Here is an 18,065-nt window from a genome sequence, read left to right on the forward strand (position 1 = left end):
AAGGCGATGTCGCCTGCGATGGTGTCGGTTCCGCTGGAAAAACGATGCCAAATGTCTGTTGGAAGCCCCTCGATCTCCACTTCCTGAAAAATTGCATTGATCGGCACGTCCGCATGCGGCAGGGTATGCGTTTATTGCTTCATTAGCGACGGCTTGCGGTAACTGCGAGGCGGGAGTGGTTGGTCCTATATACGACATGACGTCGGACGAAGTGCGCATCTTTGCCAACATCGTCGGTTCTCTTTCTGCTCAAAATTTAAAGGACGCTGTCCGCGAGGTCGTGTTTCCTGACATCCTGACCTTGCTTCGAGCAGATGTGCTGGCGTCCTTCGAATGGGACAAGCACAGCAAATCCTATTGCAAGCCGTTCATGATAAATCAGGCCCCCGAGAACGTCGCACGGTACCAGAAGTGGTTTCAGTACCGCGATCCGATGACGGACAAGCTGCGCGATCTCCGGCGCCCGGCGCATGTGGCGGAAGTCATCTCAAAACGCGAACTGAACAAGACCGAATTCTACAACGATTTCCTCGCGCGCGATGGAATGCAGCACGGCGTCAACCTGTTCATGCATCGCGACGGTCGGGAACTCGCTGATTTGAGGGTTTGGCGGACCAAGTCCCGCCCCGATTTCGGCAACCGGGAGCTCGATCTTCTCGCGGCCCTTGCGCCCTTCGTGCGGCGTGCCCTGTCGATAGCGCCAGGAGTTAGCCTGGAACAGCTGACGGACAGGGAGCGCGACGTCGCATTGCTTGTCGCGCGCGGCTGCTCCGACAAGGATATTGCTCGCGTGCTGAACATCGGCTTCGCTACGGTCCGCACGCATCTGGGCAATTGCCTGTCGAAGCTCGAATGCTCCAACCGCGCCGAGATCGCGGCTCAGGTGGCAAGACTTTCGAATTGACAACGCCCACGGCGATCACTCGCCGCCGCCCGGCATCGTTATTCGACCAGCGCTATCACGTCCATGGTTTGTCGCAGCAGTGTTTTCGTGTAGTCTCCGCCTGCGGCTCGGTGAAAATTCGCTCGACAGTCTCGGCTTCCGCGATCCTGCCTCTGTCCAAGACAACCACACGATCTGCAAGGCTGCGCACCACAGCCAGGTCATGGGTCACGAAAAGCAACCCTAGGCCCTCGGACATCAACTGCCTGAGCAGTTCGACGATTGTCGCCTGGACGGAGACGTCCAGCGCCGAGGTTGCCTCGTCGCATACAAGCACGTCCGGTTTGCAGATCAGCGCCCGGGCGCTCATAGCGAGAACATCTTTCCCGCCGATGGAAACGCGGCCGCCGGTGATCCTGGATCCCCTTGCTTGCAAAAGCCAGAAGGGCACGTGCAATGGTGCTCTCGCCCGAACCGCTTTCACCGACCAGTCCCATCACCTGGCCGGGAGCAATGGAAAAGCCGATGTCCTTGACGATGAGCGTTCCATCGTCGAGTGCGACGTTCAAACCGCTAACAGAAACACCAGTCATTGTTCGGTCTTTTCCGTCCGTCCGATAGCCCGCGCCATCCCCTCGGCGAAGAAGTTGCCGCCGATGGACAGGACGGCGATCGCGCTGATTGGGGCAAGAACAGCCCGGGGCTGGATTGTGAGCGAGTTGCGGCTCTCGTTGACCATGAGTCCCCAGTCGGCGTTTGCCGACGGCCGCCGAAAAGCATTTAGGCTTTATTATCGCGCCAAATAAAGCGTGGTAATTGACATCAGGCGTGCATCGTATGTATCAATATGCTTATACAACTACAAATATGAATTCCCGTGCATAACGTCGATCCTTATCTGTCATCTGTTGATGGATGCGTCGACGCTCGACAATTCTTTGTAGAGAAGTTGACCGTCCTCTCGGGTGCGAAAAACTCCTCTAACTCTTTGTTCTCACGCAATTCTTGGCGAGAAGCCATTTCACGCTCTTCCCGGAATTGCTCTCGACCACGCCTTTGGACAACGGAGCAGGAAACACTTTCAACATAGCCGGGGGGCAAAACATGTCGAAATCTATAGGGGCCTATCGAAGGACAATCCTGGCGGCCGGCGCGATGGCGTTTGCCGCGATACTGAGCTTTACCTCGCCGGCAGTGGTCGCCGACGCGCCCGCGCCGCTTCATCCCCTCGACGTGTCGATCCTGTTCCCGGCGCCGAAAGACGCGGCCGACCTTGCCAATTTCATTTCCGTCGCGGACTTGGCCGACGCCAGCGGCACGCCACTGGTTTCTGTCCCGCGGTTCCAGGAGTTTCTGACGATCGCGGCCGGTGATGCCAGCAAAATCGCTGTCCCTGGCGGACCACCGGCGCAGATCGGTCTCCCGGACGGAGTCGAGAACATCAAGAACTGGTTCGTCGCCGGCATCCGTGTCGATGTCGGCGCGCCAGGCCTGTCGAAAAACATTATGACAGCGTTCGGCCAGATTCCGCAGGTCCGCCTGATCCTGCAGCCTGTGACTGTTGAGAGCGGCAAGCTCAAAATCCACGACCGCGCCGCTCATATGATCTTCAGTTTTATCGGAGGAATACCGAAACCACAGGAGATTTGCATAAAGCAGCCGCTGCCTAAGGTCGATCCCGACTTCATTCATTTTCGAGCGACGCTCGCCGCCTTCGTGTCGCTGCGCGACGATCTGGCCAAAGGGACCTTTGGAGCCACGCCGATCACCACGCAGGGTCTTCTCGATATCCATCCCGCGCTCGCGGACCCCAAGGCGAGGAAACCATTCCGTGATCGTCTGGTGGAAATCCTGGACAAGAACCTTTCGGCTGGACAACTCGGCTCCATGGCAGCCATGGGATTGCCGAAATCCGACCCCGAGCCATGGATTTTCATCGCCATGCAGAGGCAACCCGGCACGGGGAAATTGGTGGCGGTTCCAAGCCCGGCGCTCGATGGCAACGGAATTGCCGAATTGGTACGGTTTTTCGGAGACAAAGTGATCCCGGCCCCCATCTCCGACAATTTGAATGAGACCATGACGATTTGCTCTCGACCGCCAAGCGATCGCAAAGGCGTTTCCACGGCGACGTTGCTCAAGGCGTCGCCGTCCGAGCAGGACACGATAACCCTGACGAATATCATCGCCGATCCGTCGAAGAGCCATTTCTTCAACACCGATTGTGTCAGTTGCCATACGGAGACCCGGCTGCTGAGAAGCAAGTCTCCGACGACCAAGATCGAAGGCGTAGCGGACACGGTGCTCCCGAAAGACAGATGGAACGTGCGCAACTTCGGCTGGGGGCGTGAGGCCGGCGGCGACATGAGGCCGACGATCACCCGGCGCACCGCGACCGAAACCGCTGAGGTGGTGAAGGCTGCGAACGCGTTGCTGCAAGCGCAGTAATCGGCGAGCCGGGAGATTGCGTTCGAGAGGCGACGATGAAACTCCGGTCGGCATTGCGAAAACTCGGACGGGGCGTCCTCAAACTGGGGCTGATCGCTATCGTGGCGATCGCCGCAGCGGTTCTGGTCCTGAGTTATGCCCCGGACCGTGCCCGGTCCTTCCTGGCCTTCAGGGGCAGGATCGTGGAATTCGCTTCAGCGCTGCTTCCACCGCCGCTTGTGGCCGAGCGGCCGCGGAAGGGTTGCGCCTGGCTCGACCAGAACTGGTCGGCCGAGGACCGGGCCTGGTTCCACAACGTCTCGCAGGGCACCGCGACCTTCCCGGTGCCCTACCCCTGGTTCCAGCAGCTCGAACGCCCGGAAATCAGTCCGTTCGACCTGGTGGCGCGCCGCGGCCTGATCAGCGACCCCGACTATCTGGGCCGGCTCGGCTTCATGGCGCCGCGCGATTGCGATCCAAAAGCGGGCAGCGACAAGCCGCAGGGTTATGGCACGCTTCCGGTCGGTTTCGCCGTGCTCAAGGCCGGTACCGATCCAACAACCGGCGAAGGATTCGAAGCCGGGCTGGGGCTGACCTGCGCGGCATGTCACACTGGCCACATCTTCTACAAGGGATTCGAGCTGCGCATCGATGGGGCGCAGGCGATGATCGACCTGCAGAACCTGGAGCGGATCATCGGTCTGTCGATCTGCTACACGGCCAAAGCCCCCTGGCGCAAAGACCGCTTCGTCGATGCTGTCGTTGCTTCTGCGGGCAGTGGGCAGGATTATCCGGCAAGGGATAAGGTCGCGACGGAGATCAAAAGAATCTGCGACAACGAGGTCTTCGGCAAGGTCACCGCCGAAAGGAACATCCTTGCCCGCCAGCATATGGTCCATACGGAGGAAGGTTTCGGCCGGCTCGACGCGCTCAACCGCATCGGCAACCAGGTGTTCCACGACAACCTCGTCAACCCGCTGAAGCCGGAAGAGCCGGCTGTACCGGAGAGTGAAGGCGGCCTGTCGCAGGCCGCGTTGGACGCCAATTTTTCCGCCCATACCGCGCCCGTCAGCTTCCCGCCGATCTGGGACGTCCCCAATTTCTCCTGGGCGCAGTACGACGCCTCGATCCTCAATCCCAACATCCGCAACATCGGCGAAGCCATGGGTGTCACCGCCAAGATCAATATGACCAACCCGGAACGCCCGCTGTTTGCGTCGACGGTCCATGTCGCCGAGATCGCGAGGATCGAGAGCATGCTGCAGGGCCGCAAGCACACGGACAAGACGCCAACCAGCTTCGATAGCCCCCCCGAGCCGCTGGCAGCGCCGCGATGGGACGATGCGGCGAATAAGCTGAAAGCCATGAAGGGCTGGGATGCCGGAGACGATGAAAAGTGGCGTACCCACCCCGAAGTGGTGGCCGAAGGCCGCAAGCTCATCGCCAATTCTGCTTCGAATGCCATCGCGCGCCGTTGCGCGACCCCGGGATTTCGGCCGGCGATCCGGACGCGTTCTGGCGGGAGAAAAACAGCGACCAGGCCAACAGCCAGCCGAACGACAACAACTGGATTTTTATCCGCGGCGAGTGGCTATTCAACGTGGTGCAGAAGCCGGTCGCCCATATGGGCACCGACCCCGAACAGGGCCGCGTACTCACCGAGCGGCGGGTGAACGTACCGAAATATCTTGGCCTGAACCCCAAAGCGGAGGTTCTCGACCGCTGCGGTTTGGAAGACAATGCGGGTTTGAAAAAATCCTATGCCGTCAATCTGATGGCGGCGGTCTCCAGGGCCGAGAAGCAATGGGACAAGGACCCCAGGCGCGCCGACGGCAGCGCGATGCCTGGGCAAGAAGCCGCTGCGCTCCGCAGCGAAAGACCGAATTGCCCAAATCCAAAGGTCTTCAAGCCCATGCGGCCGGCGAGCGACAAGGATACGGCAGCAAGCGATTCGACCGACGTCACCTATCTTGCCACGCCCCATTATCGCGCCCGGCCGCTCGACGGCGTCTGGGCGACGGCGCCCTATCTGCACAATGGTTCGGTTCCAACTCTTGACGATTTGCTCAGGCCGCAGGCCGACCGGCCACAGGTCTTCTGTGTCGGCCCGGTGGAATTCGACCCGGAAAGAGTGGGCCTGCCCGTCCCTGTCGCCACCAAACTGACGACCACTGAATGTGAGGCTGGGTTGACCCGGTTCGACGTGCGGCAACGGGGCAACTCCAATCTCGGCCATTCCTTCGAAGGTCTGCCGAATCGCTCACCACCACCTGGTATTCTTGGCCGCCAACTGCTCAACCGCGAACGTTCCGCATTGATCGAGTATTTGAAAACCCTGTAAAGACGGCTTGTTCGATTCCTGTCGGGACCACCAGGTTTTCAAGAGCCTGGAAGTGCCGTACCTCTGGACGAAATCAGCCCGTTGAAGGGGACGAAGACATCACGCCCTCATGCACACCCTTGATAAACGTCGGGCCGCGAGAGTGAGCGGGAAACCTCGCTTGCATTGGCATTTCGGCATTCGTCTGCTGCATTGGCTGACCGTGGCCGCGCTCGCGGCGCAAATCGCCATTGCCTTCGGGCCGATGCGGGGGCCCGGCATGACGATGATGAACTGGCTGCCGCTTCACATGTCGATCGGTGTGACGATCCTGGCCATCACCGTCCTAAGGCTTTGCTGGCGCGGTTTCACCCAGGCCCCCGTCAGGCCGACTTCACGGTTCGTGCGGCTGGCGACGGCTTTCTTCCAAATGGTTCTCTACGTCACGATCCTCGCCGTCGTGATAACGGGATGGCTGGGCTACCGGCCTATGCCCTTCATGCCCCCCGCACGACTTTTTGGAACCTTGCCTGTGCCGCTGGCGCCATACGTTGGCGCGCTGTCGGCAAGGGGTTTCGCGTTCGTGCATCAGAAGCTGGTCTGGATGATGCTTGGGCTTGTCGGCATTCACGTCCTGGCTGCCATGGTGCATCTGGTGCTGCTGCGCGATGGTGTCATGCGAAGCATGGTCTTCGGCCGGCCGAACACGGCCTCGCGCGAATGAAAATGCTGGTGCGGTCGACGATGCGGACGATGGCTCACGCCGTCGCCCACAACCCTCCCGCGACGATCGCCGCATAGCGTGCAGCCTTGCCTGTTGCGACAAGAGCGACGAACACGCCAAGGTTCACCCGTGCAGCGCCCGCGGCGAGGGTGAAAGCATCGCCGACGACCGGCAGCCAGGCAAACAACAGCGTCCATTGGCCAAAGCGCCGGAAGGTCCTGCATGCCTGTTCATAGCGATCCGCGGTGACAGGAAAACAGCGCCTGTTGCGCAGTGTCTCGATGCCACGCCCCAGACCCCAGTTCACCACGGAGCCGAGCGTGTTGCCGGTGGTCGCCACCACAAGGAGCAGCCAAGGGTCACCGCGGCCGGAGACGATCAGGCCGGCGAGCACAGCCTCCGACGAAACCGGCAGGATGGTTGCGGCGAGGAAGGCACTGAGGAACAGTGCGCCATAGAGCGCCACCACGCCGGACTAGGCCTGCACGTCGACGACGCCCATCATGCCGAGCTGCTCATGCTCGAGGATGTGGCAGTGATACATCCTCGGCCCCGGCCGATCCTGCCGCAGCAGCAGCCGCACCGTCTCACCGCGCGCGACATTGACGGTGTCTTTCCAGGCGCGATAGGCCGGCTTTGACACGTTGCCGCCGCGTTCGTGCTCGATCACCTGGAACTGCGTCCCATGCACATGGAATGGATGATCCATGTCCGCCTCGTTGACGATCTCCCAGAGTTCGACCTGCCCAGCCCTGGCGATGACATCGATGCGCTGCATGTCGAAAGCAGCGCCGTTGATCAGGAACCCCATCTCCATGCCGCTGGCGTTCATGGCCATGGTTTCGGTGAAGACAAAGCGGCGGCTGACCGCCGGAGCGCCGAGCTGCGCCATCGGCCGCAGCCTGTCGGGCAGCGGCGGGACCGACTCGGCAGGCGTCTCCGAAACATTGACCGTCAGCAGCGTCAGCCCGGCATCGGCAGGGCGTCCGGGACCCATCCAGCCACGGTCATAGTCGAGCGTGGTAAGCGTCGCCGCGCCGGGCTTGTCGAAAGAGACCACCAGTTCAAGCCGTTCCGCCGGGCTGAGCAGGATGTCGCCGGCGGCGACCGGGGCCTCCAGCAGACCGCCGTCCGTTCCGATGATCGTCATCGCCGCGCCGTCGAAGGAGAGCCGCAGAAAGCGCGCGTTGGTGGCATTGTAGAGCCGGAAGCGCCGCTTCGCGCCAGAAGGCACCGTCAGTGTGGGATTCTTCTGCCCGTTGACCAGCACATGGTCGCCGACGCGCCCGTTCATCAGGTCTGTCATCGTGTTGCCGGGCAAGGTGCCATCGGCCGCAAGGCGCAGGTCGGTGAACACCAGCACCGTATCGCCATAGGCGGCCGGGACCGGATCGGCCTTCGACTTGACCACGAACGCGCCGGCAAGGCCGCGATAGACCTGCTCGGCGGTCTTGCCGTGCGGATGCGGGTGATACCAATAAGAGCCGGCACTGCCTTCCGGCAGATCGAAACTATAGGTTCGATCGGTACCGGTGGCGACCGGGTTCATCGGGTTGCCGTCCTGATCGGCCGGCACCGGCATACCGTGCCAGTGGATGGTGCTTGCCTCGTCCGCGATCCGGTTGGCGAAGGTGATCTCGACGCGATCGCGCTCGACTGCCTCGATCAGCGGCCCGGGGCTGGTGCCATTGTAGGCGAGGATCGGCGTGTCCAGTCCCTGCGCAAAACGCGCCGTGGCGGATCCCGCCGTCAGCGTCGCCTTGAACAGGCCGGGCGCGCTTGCCTCGTTCGCCAGCAGGGGCAATTCGCGCAACGCCTCGCCCTCGGGCAGAACGACCGTACCTTGCGGCGCGGTGCCCATATCGTGGCCCGCGTGACCGCCCATCTCCATGCCGGGCATGTCGTCCATCTTCATCTGGGCAACGGCGCGCTCGCTCACAAGAACCGCCGCGAGACCTGCCGCCAGAAAACCGCGCCGATGCATCTTTCATTTCCTCGATCAGACGTTGAACACCGAAGGGCGCCCCTAGGAGACTGCCGACGCCCCGCCAGGTCAATGCGACGTTTGGGCCGCCTGATCGGTTCGCCGCCCATAGTTCCTTGACATCGGGTATTTATCCGAAATTATGTAGGAAAGAAGGATCGCAGGCATGACGGGAATCACGCTTTCGGGTGTATCGAAGCACTTCGGCGCAGTCGAAGTGATCCGCGACGTGAGCCTGGACATCGAGCCGGGAGAACTGGTCGTGTTTCTCGGTCCGTCCGGTTCCGGCAAGACGACGCTGCTGCGGATGATCGCCGGCCTCGAAAGCATTGACGCGGGCACGCTGACGATCGACGGGGTGCGCTCTGAGAACCTCGCGCCGGGCAAGCGCAACGTCGCGATGGTCTTCCAGAACTACGCGCTTTACCCGCATATGACGGTCGCGGAGAACATGGCCTTTGGGCTGAAGAACATTCGGGTCGCGCCGGATGTCATACGCCAGCGGATCGCCGAGGCTGCGCGTGTCCTGGAGATCGAAGCGCTGCTCGACCGGCGGCCGTCGCAGCTCTCCGGCGGGCAACGCCAGCGCGTGGCCATCGGGCGCGCGATCGTCAAAGAGCCCAAGGCATTCCTGTTCGACGAGCCGCTCTCCAATCTGGACGCGGCACTCCGAGCCCGTACACGCGTCGAGCTTGCCGAGCTGCATCAGCGTTTGAAGTCGACGATGATCTACGTCACCCACGACCAGGTGGAAGCGATGACGCTCGCCGACCGCATCGTGATCCTCAACAATTGCCGGATCGAGCAGATGGGAAGGCCCGTCGATGTCTATGCACGTCCGGCGTCGCGATTCGTCGCGACCTTCGTCGGGTCTCCGGCGATGAACATCCTGCCTGTGACGGTTTCGGGCTCGGGCGACAGGCTCAATGCGCGCTTGACGGACGGATCGCTCGTCGGACTTCCTGGCGCGCCGCTCAACATGGATTGGCGCGAACTCGGCGTGCGGCCGGAATCGCTGACTGTCGTCTCCGATGGCAATGAAACATCCGCCACGGCCACTGTCGTCGAGCGCCTTGGTGAGCGAACGCTCGTCTATGCGCGGCTCGCGGATGGGACGCAGGTGACGGCACAGGATCGCGGGCTTTCGAGCGTCAAACCGGGCGACGCCGTTCGGCTGAAGTTCGACACCACGGCCCTGCATCTCTTCGCCGCGGACGGATCGGCCCGGCACGCAGGCGCCGACGGGGCCTGAACCCGTGACCTCCGGCATTGCGGTGCACTTGCCGGCGCCTTAGCCCTTGATACCTGCCGAGAGCGTTATCGCTTCGGTTACCCGGCGCTGGAAGAAGAGGTAGGCCAGTGCCACCGGCAGGCCGGCCAGTACGGCTGCCGACAGCTGGCGCGCGTAGTAGACGCCGAAGGCGTCGTTGACCTGCGTGATGCCGACAGTGATCGTCATCATCTCGGTGCGGGTCACCGAGAGGAACGGCCACAAGAACGCGTTCCATGTCCAGATGAAGCAGACGATCGACAGCGCCGTCGTCACCCCCCAGTTCATCGGCATGTAGATCTTGAAGAGGATCCCGAATTCGGACGCATTGTCCATGACCGCAGCCTCGCGAAAATCCTTCGGGACCTGATCGAAGAACTGCTTGTACACGATGATGATGACGGGGTGGATGAGCTGCGGCAACATGATTCCGGCCCAGCTGTTGAGCAGGCCAAGGTTGGCGACCAGCACGAAGTGATTGATGATCAGCGCTGAGATCGGCACCATGAAGGAGGCGAGGATCAGCCACCACAGCGCGATCCGCCCCGGGAACCGCAATTGCGAGATTGCATAGCCGCAAAGCATCGAGATGAAGATGGTGATGACCGTTACGCCCACCGCGACCGCCACCGAGTTGACGTACCAGATGCCGATCTGCGTGGTGGTCAGGGCGCTAACGTAGTTCTCCAGCGTCGGCGTCTCGGGCCAGAGTTCGATGTAGGGCCGAATGACCTCGTCGTCCGGTTTGAGCGATGAGATCACCCCCCAATAGAGCGGGAATGCCCACAGGAGGGCCCAGACGACCGTCAGTGCCGTGATTATCCCGCCCCAGAAGTTCCAGCGTCGCGCGGTCATGGCGTTCATCGGCGCCGCCTTTCGGCGAACCGGAGCAGTTGGAATTGCAGGACCGAGACGACGACCACAAGCACGAAGAGGGTGACGGCGACGGCCGCCGCCCTGCCTCCCTGGTTCTGCTGGAAGGCCTTCTGGAAGACGTAGTAGACGAGCACCATGTTGTCGTTCGGCCGGCCGCCGATCGAGAACAGATAGACCTGGTCGAAGATCTTCAGCTGCAGGATGAGCTGGATGGTGAACACCAGCGAGGTGATCGGCCACAGCAGCGGCCAGGTGATACGCCGGAACGTGGTCCATCGCGTCGCGTTGTCGAGCGCCGCGGCTTCGTAGATTTCCGCTGGTATGGACCGCAGCCCGGCGAGGAAGAGGAGGATCGAGAAGCCCGCGGTCCACCAGATCGTCACCCCGGCCACAGCCGGCAGGAACCAGACGCGCGACTTGAAGACCGGCACGCGCGGGATTCCCAGCCAGTCCAGCACATGCATCGCGATCCCGAACTGGAAATTCAGCGTCCAGTCCCAGATCAGATAGACGACGGATACCGGCAGGATGTAGGGCAGGAAGAACAGCGCCAGCACGATCGACTGGAACCTTCCCTTGAGCCGCGACACGCCAAGCGCGATCAGCAGGGCGATGAATGTCCCGGGGACGACCGTCATCAGCACGAAGTAGGCGGTGTTCCAGAGCGCGCGCCGGAACATCGGGTCGTTGTCGAGCCGTAAATAGTTGTCGAGACCAACCCACCGGCCCGCGCCGATCAGCGGCGCATCGGTGAAGGAGATGCGGAACATCTGGACCGTCGGATAGACGAACGCCAACAGGTAGATCGCCAGGAAGGGAGCGACCAGCACCAGCGCGACAAGACGTTCAGTGCGGGAGTTGCGAAGCATGGCTCTTCCTCAAGGATGGCTGGGACCGTTCTGGGCAGGGCGGTCCCAGCCTTTGAGCTCTACATGCCGTTGAGCTCTTCCTTGATGGATTTCACCGCCTCGGCCGGATCCATCTCTCCGTTGAGGGTCGGCACGAAATAGTTGGACATGATGTCGAAGATCGGCCCGGCGACACCGGCTTTGGGCGACTTCGGATCGAAGATCATGTTGGCCGTCAGCGTCGAGTAGGTCGCATTGGGCTCCATTGCCTTGTATTCGGCCGACTCGGTGACCGGCTTGTATGCCGGGATGTGGCCTGCCGTGGCCCAGAACAGCGAGTGCTTGTCCATCCATGAGATCACCTCGAGGACGGCGGCACGCTTTTGCGGGCTGATCTCCTTGCCCTTGTTCTTCGGGATCGCGAAAGAATGGCTGTCCGCATAGGTGCATGGCTTGTCGAAGATCACCGGGATCTCGACGGCGCCCCAGTCGAACAGCTTGCCCTGCTTGGCGAGGTCGGTCATCGTGGGAACTTCCCAGACGCCGTTGATCATCATCGCTGCCTTGCCCGAGGTGAACAGGGCGACGGTCGCGGGATAGTCCGTATAGGTCGACTGCAGCCCGGCCTTCGTCCAACCTTGCAGAACCGTCAAGGCTTTCGCCAGCTTTTCAGGATTGTCGCCCGCGAGGAACTCCTTGCCCGTCAGAAGTTCGCCGCCCTGCTGGCACACCAGCGAATAAATGGTGCGGTACATGAAGTTGCCGTCGGCGGTGACGCTCCCCAACGGGAACTCGACGCCGGCATCCTTCAACTTCTGCAGTGTCGCGGTGAATTCCTCCTTGTTTTTCATGCCCACGGGACGGCCGTCGTCGCCGAGCACGCCTGCCTTCTTCAGGAGGACGCGATTGTAGTACAGGACGATCGGATGGGTATCGAGCGGCACTGCGTATTGCTTGCCGTCGACCGTCACGGCGCCCATCGTCGTCTGGGCGAAGTCCGCGGCCGAGAGACCCATCTTGCTCATGTCGTCGGCGGTGATTTCTTCGAGAATGTCCTGGCTCACCGCCAAGGGGATGCGGCTGGCGTGATAGGTCATGACGTCAGGCGCCTCACCGACCGCGGCCGAGGTCTGCACCTTGGCGTAGAAGGGCGTGCCCCACTCCAGCGTCGTGGCGTCGATCTTGATCTTGCCGGCATGGGCGGCGTTGAAGTCGGAGATCATCTGCTTCATGCGCACACCGTCACCGCCGCCGAGGAAATCCCACCATGCGACGGTTTCTTCGGCCTGGGCCGCGACGGCCCAAAATCCTCCGGCCGCTACCACCGCTATAGCCATCATCCTGCGAAAGTTCATCTCAGCTTCCTCCCGAGTACGGCGGTTAGATCCGCCTTGAACATTTCAATGCTACACCAAACCGAACCACCTGCAACGGATTTTGCGATACATATCCGATGTCAGGATATTAACTCAGAGCGTCACGCGCACCATCGAGTAGGAGTGCGGCGGCAAGTTCAGCGTCATTCCCTTGCTGCTGAGCGCCGCCCCGTTGCCTTTGACCGGCGATACGTTGTCCGGCGCATCCTTCGTGTTGCAGGCCTCGAGATCGTCATGACGGATGATCGTGTGCTCGATGGACTTGGCGGCGAACCGCTCGAGGGCGATTTCGGCCTCTATCGTCTCGGACCCGTGCCGGTTGATTGCAAAGAAGGTCAGCGTGCCGGCGTTCGAATCGTGCACGCCTGCAATGTCGAGCCACGGCACCTTGTCGGCCGCGGACGCGTCATAGGTGGGTACCTCGACCGCGAGCTGCAGCGCGGTGCCACGGCCGTGCCTGGAGGCCAGCATGAAGGGCCAGTAGATCGTCTGCCGCCAGGCGCTGCCGCCGGGATCGGTCATGATCGGCGCGATCACGTTCACCAGCTGTGCAATGCAGGCGATGCGAACAACATCCGACCGGCGGATGAAGGTGTTGATGATGCAGCCGACCTGCAGCACGTCCTCGAAATTGTAGATGTCTTCCAGGAGCCTGGGCGCTTCCGGCCAGTCCCAGCCGCGCATGCGCTCGGCGTCCTGCTTGCGCTGGTGGTACCAGACGTTCCACTCGTCGAAGGAGATCTTCACGTCCCGCTTCGAGCGGGTCTTGGCCTTAACGTAGTCGATAATGCCGGCGACCGTGCCGATGTAGCGGTCGAGCTTGGCCGGAAGAGCCAGATACTCGGCCGTATTCTTCTCGTAATTCTCGAAATACATGTGGAGGGAGATGTAGTCGACCTGCTCGTAGGTCGCTTCCAGCACGGTTGCTTCCCACTGCGGATAGGTCGGCATGTTGGAATGCGACGAGCCGCAGACGACCAGTTCCACCGTCGGGTCGAGGCCGCGCAGCGCCTTGGCGGTCTCGTTGGCGAGATGGCCGTATTCGCTCGCCGACTTGTGGCCGACCTGCCAGGGGCCGTCCATTTCATTGCCGAGACACCAGAGGCGGCAGTTCCAGGGTTGCGCGCGTCCGTTCTTGGCCCTGAGGTCGGACCAGTAGCTGCCGCCCGGGTGGTTGACATACTCGACGAAGGCCCGTGCCTCGTCGAGGCCGCGGGAGCCGAGATTGACGGCAAGCATCATCTCGGTGCCGGCTTTTTCGGCCCAGTCGGCGAATTCGTGGATGCCAACCAGGTTCGGCTCGGTGGTACGCCAGGCAAGATCGAGCCGCCGCGGGCGGTTCTCCTTCGGACCGATGCCGTCTTCCCAATTGTAGGCGGACACGAAGTTGCCACCGGGGTAACGGCAGATCGGCGTGTCGAGCGCACGCACCAGCTCGATCACGTCCTTGCGCATCCCCTGTGCGTCGGCTTGCGGATGTCCGGGCTCGTAGATGCCCGTATAGACCGCCCGGCCGAGATGTTCGAGAAACGAGCCGTAGAGGCGTTTGTCGATATCCGCGACGGCATAAGCCGCGTTCGCCGTGACTCTGGCCTTCATGATCCCTCCCACTGCGGATTATCAATCCGACTTTCCGATTTATATCCGGGTCATGGGTCAGTTAAGGGCGGAGTTCGTCCGCCCGTCAAGGGCCTGACGCGATTCCAGGAAAGGTGTGTGCGGTTTTCCCGGGAAGAGCGCGGTGCGCTTTCCTTTGGGAATTGCGTCAAAACAAAGAGTTAGAGCAGTTCGCCGTTTCCGTGAGATCGTAAACCGATCCAGTATGCCCTCAAGCCTTCAGTAGGCGCAGAACGATGTCGTTGCTGTAATTGCCGAAGCCGTTGCCGAAGATGTTTATGCCGCCAGGGTGACGCGCATCTTCCTTCACGCCGATTCGTATCCGGATCGAGCGGTGCCGCTCAAGCTCCAGGTCAGCCAGCGAGCATTTGGAAACCTTGTCGTTACCGCGATAGGTACCGTTGTTCGTGACGCGCCAGTGCACGAGATCGCCATACTGCGATCCAGCCAGCTTCCACCAGCCGGGCGTATGCTTGCCCCGCTTGTCGCCATAATCGGCCGGCGCCGTCCAGGTATCGATCTCGTGTCCGTTGATCGCGACCGTGATGTCCGATGGCCAATCCTTCGATGTGCCAGGCACCTCGGACGAAAGCTCCATCGCCAGTTCCAACCCGCCGACTTTGGCATTGGCAAGCGTCGCATTGTTGGGAAACTGGTATTCGACGAAGCCGCGCGTGAACCACAGCAGCCCGGCCCGCATACGGTCAGGATCGAGGAAGGTATCGGGCACATCGAGAAGTCCGATAACGCCGTCCTTTGAACACAGGCCGCAGGGAGCGGAAACCTCGCATCTTGTGTAGAGTCCAAGCGGCATCGCCACTTCTATGACGCCGAGGTCTTGCGCGGGGGTGCGGTCCTTGAAGACGACAACCAGTTCGGAGAAGGTCGAATAGCAGACCTTCTGGCTTCCCTTGCGCGCCTTCTGTGATTTCGTCTCGATCAAACCGACATCGACAAGAACCTGGATGTTTGCCGAAATTGTCGATTGCGGAAGACCCAGTTCCTCGGCCACTTGATTGACGTTTTTCGGCCCCTTGCGGTGCAGCAGGTCGAGAATCCGGACCCGGACCTCGCTCGCGAGGCTCTTCAACAGGTCGAGCCGCTCAAGCGGATCGACAACCATGATTTCATTCGACATATGGCCCGCGCTCGTCACACGGGTTATGTATCAGCAGATCAGATACAAATAAAGCGGGGGCGTTACAAATCGAACCGCGTGGTCCCCGCTACGTGCAGGTCGGCACATTGCCGACCTGCCTGCTTCTACGGTCGGGGTGATCAGGCCACCCTGACCACGAAATGCTTGGTCACCGGCTCGACGATCTTCCACGTGCCCTTGAAATCGGCTTCCACCACGAAAGCGTCACCGGGGCCGACTTCGACAGGCGTGCCGCCGTCGGGCGTGATGATGATGCGGCCGGCGATCATGTGCACGAACTCATAATCGGTGTAGGTCGCGTGATAGGTGCCGGGCGACGCCCGCCAGGTCCCCGACATCACCTTGCCGTCCTCCGTGGTGTGCTGGACGGCGGTCTGCATGGTCGGGTGACCCTCGACCACGATCCAGCCGGGCAGGTCGCCGGCTTCCGCGTGCTCGACGGGGCCGAATTTGAGGATCGTCTTGTTCGTCATGCCGGGTTCCTTCCGCTTCATGTGTCGCAGAGGTCGGATAGCCGATGCATGGCACGGGAGCAATGCACGCGCCATGAGGCCAGAAGCTTTTGCGCACAGCCTAGGACGTCCTGCCGCCCGCGGCTGTCCTACGGCTTCTGACGGGCCGAAACCAGTTCCGCCTTGCGCCGCGCCGTCTCCAGCCCGAGGCCGATGAAGGCGCGCGCGTGCTTGGCGAGCGCCATATTGTCGGTCCACAGATTGCGCCAGATCGCGGTCTTCTTCGACAGGTTCTCGTCGACGATCTCCGACGAGAAGGACTCGAAGCTGAGATCGTCGGCATAGCCGATGGCGGTCAGCGCGTCGAAAATCGCCGCGAAGTCGATATTGCCGGTGCCGAGGAAGCCGCGATGGCTCTCGCCGATATGGACATAGCCGATCTTGCCCGCGGCGTGGCGGATGGCCAGCCCGACATCGGCCTCCTCGATGTTCATGTGGAACGTGTCGAGATGCAGGAAGATGTTGTCCGAGCCGGTGTCTTCGATGAAGGCAAGACCTTGCGCGGCGGTGTTGAGCAGGTTGCTTTCGAAGCGGTTCACGATTTCGAGATTGAGCGTGACGCCGGCAGCCTTTGCCGTCTCGGCGACCTTGGCCAGCGCAGCAGTGCTGCGGTTCCATTGATCGCGCGTCGGCGCTTCTACCTGCAGGCCGTGGCTGGCCGACAGGATGCCGGCGACCTTGCTGCCGCCGAGATCGCGCGTCAGCGCAATGGTCTGGTTGAGGATCTCGACGCCGCGCGCCGCAACCGCCTTGTCGGCGCTCGATATGTCGCCATCACCAGGCAGGCCGATGCTGATCGCCACGCCGAGGCCGAGATCGGCGATGCGTTTGGCAAGCGCGGCAATGTCGACATCGGCCGGGTCGAGATAGGAGAATTCGATCAGGTCGAAACCGGCCTCCCTGGTGTTGGCCAGCGTGCGTTCGAGCGCGCCTTGCGCCGAACTCGCCGACCAGACGAAAGAATGGATTCCGATGCGCGCCATGATCGTCTCCGGTGTGTCGCGATGAGGAAAGGCGCGGCCGGATCGATCCGGCCGCGCGTGTTGGAGGGATCAGCGGGCCGCGGTCCAGCCCTTGTAGTCCTTCAGGTTCTCGGCGGTGATCAGCTTGGGATCGAGCAGCACGGTGGCCTCCGCCGGCTTCTTGCCGGCGAGCAGCTCGGCGGCCATCGTCAGCGACTGGCCGGCCATCACATAGGGATCCTGCGAGGCCGAGGCCTTGATCATCGAGGTGCCGGAAGAGAGCTCCTTCTCGATATCCGGCGCGCCGTCGACCGCGGTGAAGATGAACTCCGAGCGGTTGAGCTGCTTGGCGGCAAGCTGGGCGCCGATCGCCGTCGGATCGTTGATGGCGAACACCGCATCGATCTTGTCGAAGCGGGTGAGCAGCGACTGGAACACTTTCAGGCCGCCGTCGCGCGAGCCTTCGGCGTTCTGGTCGTCGGAGAGGATCTTGATGTCGGGATGCTGCGAAAGCACGTTCTTGCAGCCCTTGACCCGCTCAAGGATCGACGACGATGCCGGACCGTTGAGGATGACGTAGTCGCCCTTGCCGCCGGTGTGGTCGACCAGGTACTGGCACGCCTCTTCGCCGGCCTTGACGTTGTTGGTCATCACGGTGACGTCGGCGCCCGGCGCCGAGACGTCGAAGGCGGCAACGATGATGCCGGCAGCCTGTGCCTTCTTCACCGCCGGCGCGATCGCCTTGGCGTCGACCGCATTGAGCATGATCACGTCGACGCCCGCGGCGATGAAGGAATCGACCTGCGAAACCTGCTTGTTGAGGTCATAGTCGGCGGACACCGACGTCACCTCGACCTTCGGATTGATCTTCTTGGCCGCGTCCTCGATGCCCTTGATGGTGGCGACGAAGAAGGGGTTGCCGAGCAGGCCGACCGAGATGCCGACCTTGTTGAGGTCCTTGGCCGATGCCGGCGCGATGGCGACGGCCGCGAAAGCGGCGCCGCAGAGCAGTTTGGCGATGGTCTTCATTACGCTTACTTCCTCCTGATGCACCGAGCCTCTCACGGTGCGTTACACAAGCCGGTCTTTGATGCCGGCGACCAGGTC

At 61.8% G+C, this 18,065-nt stretch carries 17 protein-coding genes and 2 pseudogenes; 6 read left to right on the plus strand and 13 right to left on the minus strand.

Annotated features, from left to right (window positions below):
- The first annotated feature begins 196 nt into the window (after positions 1–196).
- Positions 197–904, plus strand: coding sequence for a response regulator transcription factor (locus AC1DPX_RS30035; protein ID WP_477241245.1), 708 nt, complete (start codon positions 197–199; stop codon positions 902–904).
- Positions 905–959: 55 nt separating this feature from the next.
- On the opposite strand, the gene AC1DPX_RS30040 is transcribed toward AC1DPX_RS30035, so the two are convergent.
- The 3 genes and pseudogenes from AC1DPX_RS30040 to AC1DPX_RS30050 form a co-directional block, all read right to left on the minus strand.
- Positions 960–1,340, minus strand: a complete 381-nt coding sequence (locus AC1DPX_RS30040; protein ID WP_477241319.1) for a hypothetical protein — start codon at positions 1,338–1,340, stop codon at positions 960–962.
- 22 nt (positions 1,341–1,362) lie between these two features.
- Positions 1,363–1,476: pseudogene (locus AC1DPX_RS30045) on the minus strand (hypothetical protein); the annotation flags it as partial.
- Positions 1,473–1,622, minus strand: a complete 150-nt coding sequence (locus AC1DPX_RS30050; protein WP_202357643.1) for a hypothetical protein — start codon at positions 1,620–1,622, stop codon at positions 1,473–1,475. The pseudogene AC1DPX_RS30045 and the gene AC1DPX_RS30050, both read right to left, overlap by 4 nt.
- A gap of 365 nt (positions 1,623–1,987) precedes the next feature.
- On the opposite strand from AC1DPX_RS30050, the gene AC1DPX_RS30055 reads away from it, so the two are divergent.
- From AC1DPX_RS30055 to AC1DPX_RS30070, 4 genes and pseudogenes are all read left to right on the plus strand, one after another.
- Positions 1,988–3,331, plus strand: coding sequence for a hypothetical protein (locus AC1DPX_RS30055; RefSeq protein ID WP_477241247.1), 1,344 nt, complete (start codon positions 1,988–1,990; stop codon positions 3,329–3,331).
- Between the two features lie 35 nt (positions 3,332–3,366).
- Positions 3,367–4,647 (plus strand): annotated as a pseudogene (locus AC1DPX_RS30060) (di-heme-cytochrome C peroxidase); the annotation flags it as partial.
- A gap of 59 nt (positions 4,648–4,706) precedes the next feature.
- A complete protein-coding gene (locus AC1DPX_RS30065; RefSeq protein WP_477241249.1) occupies positions 4,707–5,651 on the plus strand; it encodes a di-heme-cytochrome C peroxidase in 945 nt (314 codons plus the stop codon).
- 109 nt (positions 5,652–5,760) lie between these two features.
- Positions 5,761–6,354: a cytochrome b gene (locus tag AC1DPX_RS30070; RefSeq protein WP_477241251.1), complete on the plus strand. Its 594-nt coding sequence runs from the start codon at positions 5,761–5,763 to the stop codon at positions 6,352–6,354.
- A gap of 34 nt (positions 6,355–6,388) precedes the next feature.
- Here the strand turns inward: AC1DPX_RS30070 and AC1DPX_RS30075 are convergent, their stop codons facing one another.
- Both AC1DPX_RS30075 and AC1DPX_RS30080 read right to left on the minus strand, forming a co-directional pair.
- A complete protein-coding gene (locus AC1DPX_RS30075; RefSeq protein ID WP_477241253.1) occupies positions 6,389–6,823 on the minus strand; it encodes a YqaA family protein in 435 nt (144 codons plus the stop codon).
- Between the two features lie 6 nt (positions 6,824–6,829).
- Positions 6,830–8,338, minus strand: a complete 1,509-nt coding sequence (locus AC1DPX_RS30080) for a multicopper oxidase family protein (protein ID WP_477241255.1) — start codon at positions 8,336–8,338, stop codon at positions 6,830–6,832.
- A gap of 166 nt (positions 8,339–8,504) precedes the next feature.
- On the opposite strand from AC1DPX_RS30080, the gene AC1DPX_RS30085 reads away from it, so the two are divergent.
- The gene (locus AC1DPX_RS30085; RefSeq protein WP_477241257.1) at positions 8,505–9,590 is read left to right on the plus strand and encodes an ABC transporter ATP-binding protein; all 1,086 of its coding nucleotides are present in this window, start codon (positions 8,505–8,507) and stop codon (positions 9,588–9,590) included.
- Between the two features lie 39 nt (positions 9,591–9,629).
- Here AC1DPX_RS30085 and AC1DPX_RS30090 read toward each other — a convergent pair whose 3' ends face one another.
- The 8 genes from AC1DPX_RS30090 to AC1DPX_RS30125 all read right to left on the minus strand — a co-directional run bounded on the left by AC1DPX_RS30090 (position 9,630) and on the right by AC1DPX_RS30125 (position 17,987).
- Positions 9,630–10,472, minus strand: a complete 843-nt coding sequence (locus AC1DPX_RS30090) for a carbohydrate ABC transporter permease (RefSeq protein WP_477241259.1) — start codon at positions 10,470–10,472, stop codon at positions 9,630–9,632.
- On the minus strand, positions 10,469–11,353 hold the full coding sequence (locus AC1DPX_RS30095) for a carbohydrate ABC transporter permease (RefSeq protein ID WP_477241262.1): 885 nt from the start codon (positions 11,351–11,353) through the stop codon (positions 10,469–10,471). Before AC1DPX_RS30095 ends, AC1DPX_RS30090 begins: the two co-directional genes overlap by 4 nt.
- 59 nt (positions 11,354–11,412) lie before the next feature.
- Positions 11,413–12,687 (minus strand): extracellular solute-binding protein, encoded by a 1,275-nt coding sequence (locus AC1DPX_RS30100; protein WP_477241263.1) that lies wholly within the window; start codon positions 12,685–12,687, stop codon positions 11,413–11,415.
- Between the two features lie 114 nt (positions 12,688–12,801).
- Complete coding sequence (arfA, locus tag AC1DPX_RS30105; protein WP_477241264.1) at positions 12,802–14,307, minus strand: arabinosylfuranosidase ArfA; 1,506 nt, start codon at positions 14,305–14,307, stop codon at positions 12,802–12,804.
- A gap of 229 nt (positions 14,308–14,536) precedes the next feature.
- Positions 14,537–15,463, minus strand: coding sequence for an ArsR/SmtB family transcription factor (locus AC1DPX_RS30110; protein WP_202357633.1), 927 nt, complete (start codon positions 15,461–15,463; stop codon positions 14,537–14,539).
- 140 nt (positions 15,464–15,603) lie between these two features.
- Positions 15,604–15,957 carry a cupin domain-containing protein gene (locus AC1DPX_RS30115; RefSeq protein ID WP_123169981.1) on the minus strand — a complete coding sequence of 118 codons (354 nt, stop codon included), beginning with the start codon at positions 15,955–15,957 and terminating at the stop codon, positions 15,604–15,606.
- A gap of 128 nt (positions 15,958–16,085) precedes the next feature.
- Complete coding sequence (locus tag AC1DPX_RS30120) at positions 16,086–16,979, minus strand: sugar phosphate isomerase/epimerase family protein (RefSeq protein ID WP_477241266.1); 894 nt, start codon at positions 16,977–16,979, stop codon at positions 16,086–16,088.
- 69 nt (positions 16,980–17,048) lie between these two features.
- A complete protein-coding gene (locus AC1DPX_RS30125) occupies positions 17,049–17,987 on the minus strand; it encodes an ABC transporter substrate-binding protein (RefSeq protein ID WP_202357630.1) in 939 nt (312 codons plus the stop codon).
- Between the last annotated feature and the right edge of the window lie 78 nt (positions 17,988–18,065).

The sequence above is a fragment of the Mesorhizobium sp. 01N446 genome, assembly GCF_056399285.1.